This window comes from Hominibacterium faecale (assembly GCF_020734085.1).
Taxonomy (GTDB): domain Bacteria; phylum Bacillota; class Clostridia; order Peptostreptococcales; family Anaerovoracaceae; genus Hominibacterium; species Hominibacterium faecale.
The window spans coordinates 371,317-384,501 of record NZ_JAJAGH010000005.1; the positions used below are offsets into that span (position 1 = coordinate 371,317).

Here is a 13,185-nt window from a genome sequence, read left to right on the forward strand (position 1 = left end):
TTATGATGAAAAATGAGGTATTGCAAAATATCGTAACAAGAAGATCCATTCGTAAATATAAACAAACCCAGATTAAAGAGGAGGAACTGGAGACTGTTTTAGAGGCCGGCACTTACGCGCCCTCCGGCAGGGGCATGCAGTGCCCGATTCTGGTAGCCGTACAGGCGCCGGATACCATGGCCAAGATCGTAAAGATGAACGCCCAGGTCCTGGGATCCGACAAGAATCCTTACTACGGCGCGCCTACCGTCATTCTTGTCTTTGCGCCGGAAGAGCGCACCACTTATATTGAAGATGCCAGCTGTGTGCTGGATACCATGATGCTGGCGGCCCATTCCATCGGGCTGGCGGCCTGCTGGATTCACCGTGAGCGGGAAATGTTCCAAACCGAAGAAGGCAAAGATCTGATGAAGCAGTGGGGGATCCCCGAAGGCTTTGCGGGAATCGGCTCCCTGGCTCTAGGCTATGCGGACTGCGATCTGCCCCTGCCCCCGGAGAGAAAATCCGGCCGCATCATCCGTGCTTAGTCTTGCAATCAGCTGAAAATACGGCAATCGGCTCGGCAGACCATGCACCGGTGTCAGCAAGTTCATTATTTACGCAGCACAAATTTTGTAAAGTTTTTTATGGTTTTTCACAAAAACCGCTTTACATCTGCGGATGCCCTGTGGTAAAATGCTTACAGATTATCAAGAGAGGATAAAAGCGATGTTAAACAAATTCAACACATTTGCAGCTGAATACTTTTATTTTTACTTTACTTTCTTTTTTAAGGGTAAAGTGAATTTTGCTGCAATGGGATAACTCGTTTAACTAGTTGAAAGCCAATCAATACCACGAGATACTCTCCGCAAGTGAAATTCACTTGCGGAGTTTTTTCGTTTTAAGGAAAAGGAGAATAGCATGATTATTATTTTAAAAGACAATCCGGAAGAAAAACAACTTGAAAATTTAATCGCCTGGCTCAAGAGCATGAACCTGGACATTCACTTCAGTCAGGGAAAAAATACCACCATTCTTGGATTGATCGGTGATACTTCCGCCGTAGACATCGATCTCATCAACGCCCTCGATATTGTGGAAACCGTAAAGAGAGTCCAGGAACCTTATAAAAATGTGAACCGCAAGTTCCACCCTCAGGACACGATCGTAGACGTTGCCGGCGCTAAAATCGGGGGCGGAAATTTTCAGATCATCGCAGGACCCTGCTCCGTCGAATCCAGAGAGCAGGTCTGCCAGATCGCCAAGGACGTGAAAAAAGCCGGCGCTCATCTCTATCGCGGCGGCGCTTTCAAGCCGAGAACTTCACCATACGCATTCCAGGGCATGCGCTCCGAAGGAATCAATCTGCTGCTGGAAGCCAAGAAAGAATCTGGGCTGCCCATCGTTACAGAAGTAATGGATTTATCCCATCTTCCCCTTTTCGAGGATGTGGACGTCATCCAGGTCGGCGCCAGAAATATGCAGAACTTCGAACTTTTGAAAGAGCTGGGACATCTGGATAAGCCGATTTTGCTCAAACGGGGCCTTTCCAGCACCTTGCAGGAACTGCTTATGAGCGCAGAATACATCATGGCCGGCGGCAATGAGAATGTGATCCTCTGCGAAAGAGGAATCCGGACCTTCGAAACCGCCACCAGAAATACCTTGGACCTGGCGGCAGTACCGCTTCTTAAGACCATGACCCACCTGCCTATCGTCGTCGATCCCAGCCACGCCACCGGAATTGCCCATCTGGTAAAACCAATGGCTATGGCAGCAGCAGCGGCCGGCGCCGACGGACTGATGATCGAGGTGCACAACGATCCGCCTCATGCCCTCTGCGACGGAGCTCAGTCTCTCACACCAGAAGCGTTCACCGACGTGGTGGAAGCAGTCAACGCCATTTTGCCCCACGCATACAAGGGTTAAGGAGCATCTGTCATGAAAATTGCAATTATCGGTCTGGGGCTGATCGGCGGCTCCATGGCAAAAGCGATTAAAGAAAACACCGATCACATCGTATATGGATACGACAGGAAGGATACGGTCATAAAAAAAGCTCAGCTGATCGGCGCCATCGACCAGGCGCTGACAGACAACCTGCTGAAAGAATGTGACCTGACTATCGTGGCTCTTTATCCTAAGGCCGCTGTCGATTATATCAGGGAGCATCAGGAGATGTTTAAAAAAGGCTCCATTGTGCTGGACTGCTGCGGAGTAAAACAAATTGTCTGCAGCCAGGTCGAGCCCATGGCACTGAAACAGGGCTTCGTCTTTATCGGCGGACATCCCATGGCCGGTTTGGAGCATTCCGGCTTTGACCATGCAAAGAAGGCCCTTTTTAAAAACGCTTCTATGATCCTAACCCCGACAAAGGGCAGCGTACAGGATGTGGAAAAAGTAAAAGATTTATTTACTGCAATCGGCTTTACCAACCTGCAGATCGCAACACCGCAGGAGCACGATCAGATGATCGCCTTTACCTCCCAGCTGGCCCACGCAGTATCCAGCGCTTACATTAAAAGCCCCGCGGCTATAAAGCATAAAGGATTTTCCGCCGGAAGCTACCGGGATCTGACTCGTGTAGCCAAGCTGAACGAAGATATGTGGACGGAACTGTTTCTCGACAATTCGGATTATCTGGCGGAGGAGATCGACGGCATCGCTGATCGGCTGAAAGAATACAGCGCAGCCATCAAAGCTAAGGACGGAGAAACTCTGCGCAGCTTGTTAAAGGACGGCAGGGAGAAAAAAGCAATGATAGACGGAGAAATATTCTAATGGATACCATTCAAATTACAGCTTCAAAAACGTATCAGGTTCTCACAGGTCAAGGGCTGCTGTATCAGGCCGGAAAACTGATCAGCGCGGCGCTGCCAGGTAAAGCCCGAAAGCTTTGCATCGTCGCCGATGATACCGTTGATCGGCTCTACAGTAAGGCGCTGGCGGAATCGCTGCTGAAAGCGGGATACGAAACGGTAAAGTTCACCTTTCCTCCAGGAGAAGCTTCCAAAAGCCTGGATACCGTGTCCCATCTTTTAGAGTTTCTGGCGGAAAGCCAGCTGACCCGCTCCGATGGAATCGTCGCTCTGGGTGGCGGCATCACCGGCGATCTGGCCGGATTTGCAGCCGCCGTCTATCTGCGGGGAATCGACTTTGTCCAGGTTCCGACCACGCTTCTGGCCGCAGTGGACTCCTCGGTGGGCGGCAAAACAGGCGTCAATTTGACATCGGGGAAAAACCTGGCCGGCGCCTTCTGGCAGCCATCGCTGGTTCTCTTTGATATTGACACCATGAAGACCCTTTCCTACGACTTGCTGCTGGATGGAGCCGCAGAAGCCATTAAAGCAGGAGCCATTGCCGATAAGGAGCTTTTTGCCTATATCCAGCAGGCTCCCCGGCTGGATGCGCCGGAAACCATCCGTCATTTGAGCCAGCGGGCTATTGAAATTAAACGGCAAGTGGTGGAGGCTGACGAACGGGATACCGGCGTGAGGCAGCTGCTTAACTTCGGCCATACCATCGGCCATGCCATTGAAAGATGCAGCGATTTTTCCATCAGTCACGGCCATGCGGTGGCCATCGGCATGGTGATTTGTTCCCGGGCTTCGCTTGCACTGGAATGGTCCAAGGAGGACTGCCTGAGGCCGATCCTTTCCAGTTTGAAGAAGTTTTCCTTCCCGCTGGAATGCCCTTATACGGCCCAGGAGCTCACCGCAGCCGCATTAAACGATAAAAAACGCATGGGAGACAAGATCACGCTGGTCGTCCCCCTTACCTTGGGAAACTGTACATTGAAAACCATTCCCGTCACCCAATTAGAAGAATTTATAAAGGCAGGACTTTCATGAAAATTGAAATCATTCCACAACCATTGGTCGGCAGCGTCAAGGCCGTTGCCTCCAAATCCCACGCTCACCGGCTGCTGATCGCCGCTGCCTTATCCAAGCGGACCCCAGCCATATCCATCGATACCACGTCCCAGGACATTGAAGCCACCAGGGCTTGTCTTTTGCAGCTGAAAAAGGACCATCCTGTCCTGGACTGTAAAGAAAGCGGATCAACCTTGCGGTTCCTGCTGCCAGTTACCATGGCGCTGAAGGAACGTGCCCTGTTTCTCGGCTGCGGGAGACTGCCGCAGCGCCCCATCTCTCCGCTAAAGGAAGAAATGGAGGCCCACGGATGCAAGTTTATCAATAAGCATCGCAAAAAGGGAAATTCCGCTGAGATTTGTGAAATACAGGGCCGTTTGCAGGCGGGAGTCTTTACCCTTCCCGGAAATGTAAGCTCTCAGTATATCACCGGCCTTCTCTACGCGCTGCCCCTGCTGGAGTCCGGCAGCCAAATCCGCATTACGACTCCGCTGGAGTCCAGAGGTTATGTGGATTTGACGCTGGATGTGCTGAAACAATTTCACATTGAAGTCTATATCGAAGAAAAGGAAGGCTGTCCCACTTATAAAATTCCGGGCGGTCAGAAGTACCTTCCGCCGGGGGACCTGGCGGCGGAAGGAGATTGGTCCAATATTGCCTTTTGGATCATCGCCGGCATCCTTTCCTCCGATTCGGGGATAATCTGCAACGGAATCAACCCCCGATCCATGCAGGGCGACCGGGAAATCCTCAATCTGGCCCGCAGAATGGGCGGAAACCTTACTGTAAAAGGAAACAGCGTTCTTTCCATGGCCAATGTCCTGAGCGGCATTCATGTGGATGCTTCCCCAATTCCGGATTTGGTCCCCATCTTGGCGGTAGCCGCTTCCACAGCAAAGGGCACTACCCGCATACACAATGCCCATCGGCTGCGAATCAAGGAGTCGGATCGTCTGGCCGCCATGTACGATTGTCTTTCCCGGGTGGGAGCAAAGATTACGGAAGAGCCGGGAGGTCTGATCGTTGAAGGGGTTCCCAGGTTAAAAGGCGGTACTGTCAGCGGCTACAACGACCACCGCATTGTCATGGCTATGACCGTGGCATCGATTGTTTCAGAAGCTCCCATCATCATAGAGGGCGCCGAAGCAGTCAACAAGTCTTATCCGACGTTTTTTGAGGATTTTGAGGCTTTGGGAGGTGAATACCATGTTCTCTAGTTTTGGAAAAAATATAAAGGTAACCATTTTCGGCGGTTCCCATGAGCCAGAAATCGGCGTGACCATCACCGGATTGCCCCGCCGCACAGCATTTGATCTGACGGAGCTCCAGCGATTTCTCGACCGGCGGGCTCCAGGCAACAGTCCCTTTGCCACCACCCGCAAGGAAGCGGACTTGGTCCAGCCCAAATCCGGCATCCGGGTAATCGATAATCTGGCGATCACCATGGATCGCTCTATCACCATGGCCATTGCCAACACCAATACCCGATCAGGGGATTACAAGAATCTGCGGGATGTTCCCCGCCCCGGTCATGCGGATTTTCCCGCCCGGGTCAAGTACGGCGGCAGCCTGAACATGTCCGGCGGCGGTCCCTTCTCCGCCAGAATGACTGCTCCTCTGTGCATAGCAGGTGGAATCGCCCTCCAGCTTTTACGCAAGGAAGGTATTGAGACGGGCGCTCACCTTTATTCGGTTGGCTCAGCCTGCGACGCGCCGCTGAATCCCCTGGATCCCCATGCGCCTGAGCGCCCCTTTGCCGTTATCTCTGAGGATGCGGGGGAAAAAATGCAGGAACTGATTCTCCAGGCGAGAAAGGATGGAGATTCGATCGGCGGTATTGTCGAGGTCTATGCCAGAAATTGTCCGGTTGGTCTGGGCGGGCCCATGTATGACGGCGTGGAAAGCGTCCTCGCTCCTATCTTCTTTGGTATTCCTGCGGTCAAGGGTCTGGAGTTCGGCGCCGGCTTTGAAAGCGCCCGTCTTTACGGCTCAGAAAACAATGACCCGTTTTTTGTCGAAGGAGATCAAATTCGAACCGAAACCAACAACCACGGGGGCATCCTGGGGGGAATCACTTCCGGAATGCCGCTGATCGCCAGACTGGCTTTCAAGCCGACGCCATCCATCGCCAAGGAGCAGCGGTCCGTCAGTCTCAGCAAGAAAGAAAATGAAAAACTGTCCATTCGAGGCAGGCACGACCCTTGTGTGGCCGTCCGCGCCGTACCCGTTTGTCAGGCCGCACTCGCCATTGGACTTTTAGATATGATTATGGAGGAAAAATAATGAAATTAGAAGACATCAGAAAAGACATCGACCAGTTGGATTCACAGATTGCCCAGCTGTTCAAGGACCGTATGAACCTGGCCCTGGAAATCGCCAAGGAAAAGAAAGAAAACAGCCTGCCGGTTGTCAACACTTCCAGGGAAAAGGAGATCCTGCATCGCATTTCCGATGAGATCGGCGAGCCGCTGGACGGTTACGCAAGAATTCTCTTCAACACGCTCTTTGATCTCAGCCGTTCTTATCAGAACAATTACTTGTCCCGCATCTCCGATATCGGCGACCGCATTGAAAAAGCTTTGGCAGAAACGCCTAAGCTGTTCCCGAAAAAAGCAGTTGTTGCCTGTCAGGGGGTTGCCGGCTCCTATTCTCAGGCTGCCTGCGAAAAGCTTTTCGAGGTTCCCAGCACCATGTACTTCAACAGCTTTGAAGGTGTTTTCAACGCGGTTGAAAAGGGCCTGTGCCAATATGGAATTCTGCCCATCGAAAACAGCTCCTATGGCTCTGTGGGCACGGTCTATGACTTGATGAAAAACTACAATTTCCATATTGTCAAGAGCATTCGTCTCAGGGTCAGCCACAATCTGCTGGCAAAACCGGGCACTCAGATGAAGGATGTAAAGGAAATTTTCTCCCACGAACAGGCCATCGGTCAATGCGGAGAATTCCTCAAAACCCTGAAAGATGTGGAAATTACCGTCTGTGAAAATACGGCCAGAGCTGCCAAGATGGTCGCCGAATCCGACCGCAGCGATGTGGCCGCTATCTGCTCCAGCGATTGCATCGAGTTGTACGGGCTGGAATCCCTCAACAACAACATTCAGGTCAGCGACAACAATTACACCCGCTTCATCTGTATCTCCAAGAATCTGGAGATTTATCCGGGCGCAAACAAGATCAGCTTGATGCTTTCCCTGCCTCACAAACCCAGCGCTCTCTACCATATGATCGCCAAGTTTTCCGCTCTGGGTGTCAACCTGACCAAGCTGGAATCCAGACCAGTGCCGGGAAGCGATTTCGAATTCATGTTTTATTTCGACATGGAGGCTTCCGTTTATTCGCCGGAGCTGATCAATCTGCTGGGCCAGCTGGAAAACCAGCCTGAAATCTTCGTATTCCTGGGCAGCTATTCGGAAACGATTTAACGGAGCATGCCATGACATACGGACTCATAGGCGAGAAGCTGGGGCACAGCTATTCTCAGCAGATCCACGAAAGCCTGGGCAAATATTCATACCAGCTTTTCAGCCTCAGCAAAACAGAATTTGAATCCTTTATCGCAGCCAGAAACTTTGACGGCCTGAATATTACCATTCCTTATAAAAAGGCCGTCATCCCCTTTTGCGATCAAGTGTCGGATCTGGCCCGGGAGATCGGAGCGGTGAATACCCTCTATTTCCGAGACGGCCAGCTCTGTGGCACCAACACGGATTATCAAGGGTTTCTCTATGCTGCTCAGGCGGCCGGGATCTCCTTTGAAAATAAAAAAGTATTGATCTTGGGCAACGGCGGCACCAGTCTCATGGCGCGCAAAGCGGCAAAAGACCAAGGTGCCCGCCGGATTCTCATCACCACCCGGCGGGGCGAGGCGGGCTGCATTTCTTATGAGGAGCTTTCGTCCCACAAAGATATCGATCTTATTGTCAACACCACCCCGGCAGGCACTTATCCCCATAATGGCGAAAGCCTGATCGACCTTGCGGATTTTCCCGCCTGCTCTGGTGTCATTGACGTTATTTATAACCCCTTCTCCACCGTGCTGCTGCAGCAGGCCAGGGAGCGGGGCATTGCCTGTACCAATGGGCTTCCTATGCTGGTGGCGCAGGCTACGGCGGCTGCGGAATATTTTCTCGGCGAAACCGGATTTCAGCAGCACAACGAATCCATTCTTCACCAGCTGCGGCGGCAAATCGAAAACATTGTCCTCATCGGCATGCCGGGCTGCGGAAAGACGACTTTAGGCAAACTGCTGGCAGAAAAGCTGGGTAAATCCTTTGTGGATATGGATTCGGTCATCGAGCAAACTGCCGGCAAATCGATTCCTGAGATTTTTGCCGAATCAGGCGAAGCCCATTTCCGCAGCCTGGAAACGGAAGCCGCCCGCAGCCTGGGCAAAGAAAAGGGTCAGGTCATTGCAACCGGCGGCGGCGTTGTTCTTCGCCCTGAAAATATGGCAGCTTTAGGTCAGAACGGGCGCATCGTCTTTCTCCAGCGGCCTTTGGATGAGCTGGCCATGGAAGGGCGGCCCCTTTCAAAAGACCGCGCTGCCCTGGCCCATATGTATGAAGTGCGCCTTCCTCTGTATGAGGCGTACAGCCAGCTTTCTTTTCAAACGGTTCCCGGTGCGGAGGAGAGCGCGGCCAGATTGCTGGCGCTCTTGGATTAGAGCCGGCAAAAAAACTGAAAGCATCATGTTCTCGCAGGTTTCGAGGCCGGGAGCAAATCATCGCGATCTGTGGCCAGCAGCCTTTTCCACGATGATTTTAGGCCTTTTTCGCTGCTAATTTGCCTAAGAACAGCAGGAAATTATCGCTTTTCTTGCTGTTTTGCTTTTCCCACGATGAAAAATCATCGCAAACTTAATCCAAAACGAGCGCAAGCGATGATTTTGCTTTTCATCCTTTATTAATCCGGGCCCGACGGGCCCCCGAAGGGCCTATCCCCATCTACCCTTTAAAAATCGTCTCCCCTCTGCAAATCGTCTCGCAAACTTCAACGAATGCAATTTCATCCTCCGGTATCTCGAAGAGGTCCTTCTCCAGAATGACCAAATCCGCATCTTTTCCGGACTCGATGGAACCTGTCTCATCCTCGCGTCCCAGCACTTTGGCGCCATTGATGGTAAAGGATTCAATCATCTGCCGCAGAGACACCCGCTCCTCTTTACCAAGTACGCAGTTTGGGTCCTCCTTGTTCATTTCCGGATAACAACGATTGACTCCCATCTGAATCCCCCGAAGAGGCTTGGGCACAGGCGTCACACTGAAATCGCTGGCCGATGCGACGATCAGGCCGGCATCAAAGAAGGTCTTCATGGGGTATTCTTTTTCAACCCGCTCTTTACCCAAAAACGGCTCTTCCAGTTTGAAGTAATATCCTGGGTCCTTTACATACCAGTAAGGGTCCGCCGATATGGCCACATTGAGCGGCTTCATCCGCGGCAGATCGATCGGATCCAGCAGCTGAACATGGGCGGCCAGCGGCATCCTCTTCTTGGGACCGCCCACCTGTTCAACATATTCCAATACATCCAGCATCTGCTCCGCCGCCCGATCGCCGATCACGTGGAAGTGGGGCATCAGCCCCGCCTGATCTGCCAAAACCACTACCTGCTTCAAATCCGCTTCCTTCCAGATAGGCTCGCCGCAGTAATCGGGCCGATTGGCATAAGGTTCCTTCAGCCACGCAGTAGACGCCTCAATAACACCGTCAACAAAAAATTTGACATGCTTGCCCTTGAGCATGATCCCGTCCGTCTCTTGACGATAGCGCTCATACTGATCCGCATCTTTCAGTGGGTCGTCCGCATAAGTATTAAACGAAACATTCATTTTAGAGATGAGCTTATTTTCTTTTTCCAGACGAAGCAGCGCCTGATAAGCCGGTCCGTCTCCGTCAATCATGGCATCATGGGACATGGTGATCCCGTAGGAAGCCATAATCTCCTGATACTTAAGAAGCCCTGCCATGTATTCCTCTACGGAATAGTCGGGGACGATCTTGCGCACCAAATCCTGGGCCGCTTCACGGAAGGTTCCGGTCAGTTCCCCAGTAACTGGATCTTTCTCAATGACTCCTCCCTCCGGGCAAACCGTATTCTCATCGATGCCGGCCAGCTCCATGGCCTTGGAGTTGGCCCATACGGAATGATGATCTCCTGAATCAAAGGCCATTGGAAGATCGGGCCTGATCTTATCCAGCATAAAGCGCGACGGCCCCTGCGGCGGAAAATGAGGATTTACCCACCCAACGCCCTGAAGAAAGGTTATATGGGGATACTCTTCCAGGAATGCTTCAATCCGTCTCAAATACTCGTCGACGTCTTTACAGTCAAACAGATCCACTTTATATAAAAGCTCGGTCCCGCCCCAGGAAGGATGGGCGTGGGAGTCGACAAATCCTGGGAGTACCATTTTTCCCTGAAGATCGATCACCTGCGTGTTCTCCTCTTTATATGCTAATATCTGATCGCTGCTTCCCACACCAGCGATTTTGGTCCCTGCCAGAGCAACGGCCTGGGCTTTGCTCCACTGCCGGTCAGCCGTGTAAACGGCCCCATTGTAAAATATTTTTGTTACTCTCACTTCCGCCTCCTTATCCTTTTATTTACTCTTTCCGTCCAATGTGAGCAATTTCTGATAGCACTCGGGGCGGCGGTCCCTGAACACACAGACCTCTCTTCGATAGGCTGCAAGTTCATCCAGATCAAAAGATACGGTGAGCACGGCCTCATGTTCGGTATCGGCCTCCGCAACCTTGTTTCCCCGGTTATCGGAGATAAAGGATGCTCCCCAGAAGCGGATCGCCGTTGTGCCCATCTTTTCAATTCCAATACGGTTTGAAGCCACAACAGGCACCATATTGGCCGCCGCATGGCCTAACATGGTATTTTGCCAGTGATCAAAATCATCGGGCTCACTGGCCAGTTCCGGCTCCGGTACGGCAAAAGTCCCGATGGCCGTAGGATACAGCAGAATCTCGGCGCCCATCAGAGCCATGCACCTTGCGGCTTCCGGGAACCATTGATCCCAGCAGATTCCGATTCCAATCTTGGCAAAACGGGTATCCCAAACCTTAAAGCCTGTGTCCCCGGGACTGAAATAAAACTTTTCGTAGTAGCCGGGATCATCTGGAATATGGGTTTTTCGGTAAATTCCCAGATTGGTGCCGTCGGCATCGATGACCATTATGGAATTAAAGCGGCAGCATCCGCTTTCTTCATAAAAGCTGATCGGAAGAACCACATTCAGTTCTTTTGCCAGCTTGGAGAATCGTTTAATTAACGGATGTCCTTCTGCCGGCCTTGCGATTTTTAAATTCTCATAATCGACCACTTGGGCAAAATACTGGGTGTGAAATAGTTCCTGAATCTGAATAATATTGGCTCCCTGTGCGGCGGCCTGACGAATTAATTTCTCTGCACGATCTGCATTTAGTTGCGGATCTTTTTCGCATATCATCTGCGTTGCAGCAACCGTTACCTTCTTCATCGTTTCCCTCCTCGACATTTCTTTGATCAAATTGTATCCAAAATAGCTGCCTCAATCTATAACTCTCTTGCGCAGTTTAATGTCTTTTTTTAAATATTCAGATTTTTTCTTGTGTATTTCCCAGATCCTTCCGAATGTGATATAATCAAAAATAGCAACTAAGACTAGCTGAAACCGGAAAGGAATTCATAATGTTAAAGAAGATTCAGTATGAAGATGGTCTGCCTATAAAGGTACAAGTATTGAAGATTCAAGAGTATCCTTGGCATATGCACAATGACATTCAAGTCATCTACGTGCTGGAAGGTGAGATTGATCTAAAAATGACCTACACTCGCTATTATCTTTCAAAAAATCATATGCATTTTATTCATAGTGATGACGTACATGGAGTAAAAGGCCTTACAGAAAATAACTTAGTTGTTGTCCTCAGTCTTAATATGGATTACTTCTCCCAGTTCTATCCGGAGCTGGACACCCAAGTATTTACCACGAAGGGCAGCGAGGATGTGGCCACCTACAAAAGGCAGCTGGCCATGAAAGCCCATATCTTCGCCATCATTTCCGAATTGTACGCAAAAAAACGCGGTTACAAAAACCGCATGAAAGATCTGTCTTTGGAGTTAATGGACGCCTTATATAAGGATTTTCGGGGCTTCAAGGTGGATCGGGTCAACCGCAGCTTTGAACATATGATATCCCACGACATCCTGCAAATCGACCGGGTCAGCCGCGTGGTCAGCCTGGTATATAAAAACTACCCCTACAAAATAAGTCTGGCTGCCATTGCAGAAAAAGAAAACATCAACACCTATTACCTGTCCCATCTTTTCCAAAAGCAGATCGGCGACAGCTTTCGCAACTTTGTCAGTATGGTTCGCGTTGAAATGTCAGAGGCGCAGCTTTTGACTACAAATGCCTCCGTCTCACAAATTTCGCAAAACGTCGGCTTCTCTAATGCAAAATATTATGTGGAAAATTTTAAAGAGTGGTTCGGCTGTCATCCCAAGGAATACCGCCAGCTTTACAAAGATCAGATTCTAGGGAATGCTGCGGAACGAATCGAAGAACTACCTCTGGAAAGCATCAACGATGTCATCGATTCTTATTCCGAATTTCCGGTATTTATCGGCGCCAGTGGGATCATTCGCTCTGCGAAAATCGACTTAAAAAAAGAACCCGAAGGCACCATCCTGCCCATCCGCCACCGGTTGATTCCCAAGAAACTCTATGATCATTATGATCCTTTTACCCAATGTCTTTCCATGGTAAAGGCTTTGGTAAAGCCGCCCCATCAAATCCCCCAGCTGCCTTTGTTCGACTCGCCTCAGGACACGGCCGGGCTAAAGGCGATCAATGGGCTCAAAAAACCCCAGTACTACTTATATGCGCTTTTGTCCACAATGTATGAAACGGTAGTATGCGCGGAAGATACTTTTCTGCTGGTAAAAAGCGGGGAAAACTATCAGCTTTTGTTTTTCAACGATAACAAAGATGAATCCCAAAGCTATGAGTTCAGCCTCTTTAAAATTTCCGGCGAATATCAGATTACAGAGCGGCGGTTTCAAGCCGGCGACTCCTGCATCAGCGGCTGGAAGCAACTTAATTTTAAGAGCCAGCTGACTAGTCAGGAATTCGAGAGCATACAAGCGCTGTCAGCGCCCAGGACCGTTTATCAGATGATTTCGCCGTGGGGCAGCTGCACCCTTTCCGCCAACCTATCTGCAAATGAAATCCGATTTTTGGAGTTAAGGAAGGAGGAGTGAGCGGGGGATACCGCTGTCCAGTCTTCAGATCGTAAGCAAAAAAACAACCCAAAAGGCTCGCAGGCTTTTGGGTTG

The 13,185-nt window shown here is 50.7% G+C and carries 11 protein-coding genes; 9 read left to right on the plus strand and 2 right to left on the minus strand.

From position 1 onward, the window contains the following. The first annotated feature begins 2 nt into the window (after positions 1-2). From LG211_RS06890 to LG211_RS06925, 8 genes are all read left to right on the plus strand, one after another. Positions 3-527, plus strand: coding sequence for a nitroreductase family protein (locus LG211_RS06890; RefSeq protein WP_332108548.1), 525 nt, complete (start codon positions 3-5; stop codon positions 525-527). 376 nt (positions 528-903) lie between these two features. Then, entirely contained in the window at positions 904-1,911 is a 1,008-nt protein-coding gene (gene aroF / locus LG211_RS06895; RefSeq protein ID WP_148397917.1) for a 3-deoxy-7-phosphoheptulonate synthase, read from the plus strand. Positions 1,912-1,923: 12 nt separating this feature from the next. Beyond that, on the plus strand, positions 1,924-2,763 hold the full coding sequence (locus LG211_RS06900; RefSeq protein ID WP_253020570.1) for a prephenate dehydrogenase: 840 nt from the start codon (positions 1,924-1,926) through the stop codon (positions 2,761-2,763). Further along, positions 2,763-3,833, plus strand: a complete 1,071-nt coding sequence (gene aroB, locus LG211_RS06905; RefSeq protein ID WP_269477225.1) for a 3-dehydroquinate synthase — start codon at positions 2,763-2,765, stop codon at positions 3,831-3,833. The genes LG211_RS06900 and aroB overlap by 1 nt, the downstream gene beginning before the upstream one ends. After that, positions 3,830-5,071 carry a 3-phosphoshikimate 1-carboxyvinyltransferase gene (locus tag LG211_RS06910; RefSeq protein ID WP_269477226.1) on the plus strand — a complete coding sequence of 414 codons (1,242 nt, stop codon included), beginning with the start codon at positions 3,830-3,832 and terminating at the stop codon, positions 5,069-5,071. Before aroB ends, LG211_RS06910 begins: the two co-directional genes overlap by 4 nt. Continuing rightward, positions 5,061-6,137, plus strand: a complete 1,077-nt coding sequence (aroC, locus tag LG211_RS06915; protein ID WP_148397921.1) for a chorismate synthase — start codon at positions 5,061-5,063, stop codon at positions 6,135-6,137. The genes LG211_RS06910 and aroC overlap by 11 nt, the downstream gene beginning before the upstream one ends. Continuing rightward, positions 6,137-7,279, plus strand: a complete 1,143-nt coding sequence (locus LG211_RS06920; RefSeq protein ID WP_148397922.1) for a bifunctional chorismate mutase/prephenate dehydratase — start codon at positions 6,137-6,139, stop codon at positions 7,277-7,279. Before aroC ends, LG211_RS06920 begins: the two co-directional genes overlap by 1 nt. 11 nt (positions 7,280-7,290) lie before the next feature. Beyond that, positions 7,291-8,520 (plus strand): shikimate kinase, encoded by a 1,230-nt coding sequence (locus LG211_RS06925; RefSeq protein ID WP_148397923.1) that lies wholly within the window; start codon positions 7,291-7,293, stop codon positions 8,518-8,520. Between the two features lie 280 nt (positions 8,521-8,800). Here the strand turns inward: LG211_RS06925 and LG211_RS06930 are convergent, their stop codons facing one another. Together LG211_RS06930 and aguB are read right to left on the minus strand one after the other, a co-directional pair. Next, positions 8,801-10,438, minus strand: a complete 1,638-nt coding sequence (locus LG211_RS06930) for an amidohydrolase (protein ID WP_253020574.1) — start codon at positions 10,436-10,438, stop codon at positions 8,801-8,803. An 18-nt stretch (positions 10,439-10,456) separates the two neighbouring features. Then, positions 10,457-11,344 carry an N-carbamoylputrescine amidase gene (aguB, locus tag LG211_RS06935; RefSeq protein ID WP_148397925.1) on the minus strand — a complete coding sequence of 296 codons (888 nt, stop codon included), beginning with the start codon at positions 11,342-11,344 and terminating at the stop codon, positions 10,457-10,459. Positions 11,345-11,535: 191 nt separating this feature from the next. Between aguB and LG211_RS06940 the strand changes: the two genes are divergently transcribed. Then, complete coding sequence (locus tag LG211_RS06940; protein WP_148397926.1) at positions 11,536-13,110, plus strand: helix-turn-helix domain-containing protein; 1,575 nt, start codon at positions 11,536-11,538, stop codon at positions 13,108-13,110. The last annotated feature ends 75 nt before the right edge of the window (positions 13,111-13,185 follow it).

Bases quoted from the DNA above. Each gene is read 5' to 3' on its own strand.
- LG211_RS06920 (WP_148397922.1), top strand. From the start codon at position 6,137: ATGAAATTAGAAGACATCAGAAAAGACATCGACCAGTTGGATTCACAG.
- LG211_RS06910 (WP_269477226.1), top strand. From the start codon at position 3,830: ATGAAAATTGAAATCATTCCACAACCATTGGTCGGCAGCGTCAAGGCC.
- LG211_RS06890 (WP_332108548.1), top strand. From the start codon at position 3: ATGATGAAAAATGAGGTATTGCAAAATATCGTAACAAGAAGATCCATT.
- aroC (WP_148397921.1), top strand. From the start codon at position 5,061: ATGTTCTCTAGTTTTGGAAAAAATATAAAGGTAACCATTTTCGGCGGT.
- LG211_RS06900 (WP_253020570.1), top strand. From the start codon at position 1,924: ATGAAAATTGCAATTATCGGTCTGGGGCTGATCGGCGGCTCCATGGCA.
- aroF (WP_148397917.1), top strand. From the start codon at position 904: ATGATTATTATTTTAAAAGACAATCCGGAAGAAAAACAACTTGAAAAT.
- LG211_RS06925 (WP_148397923.1), top strand. From the start codon at position 7,291: ATGACATACGGACTCATAGGCGAGAAGCTGGGGCACAGCTATTCTCAG.
- aguB (WP_148397925.1), bottom strand. From the start codon at position 11,344: ATGAAGAAGGTAACGGTTGCTGCAACGCAGATGATATGCGAAAAAGAT.
- aroB (WP_269477225.1), top strand. From the start codon at position 2,763: ATGGATACCATTCAAATTACAGCTTCAAAAACGTATCAGGTTCTCACA.
- LG211_RS06940 (WP_148397926.1), top strand. From the start codon at position 11,536: ATGTTAAAGAAGATTCAGTATGAAGATGGTCTGCCTATAAAGGTACAA.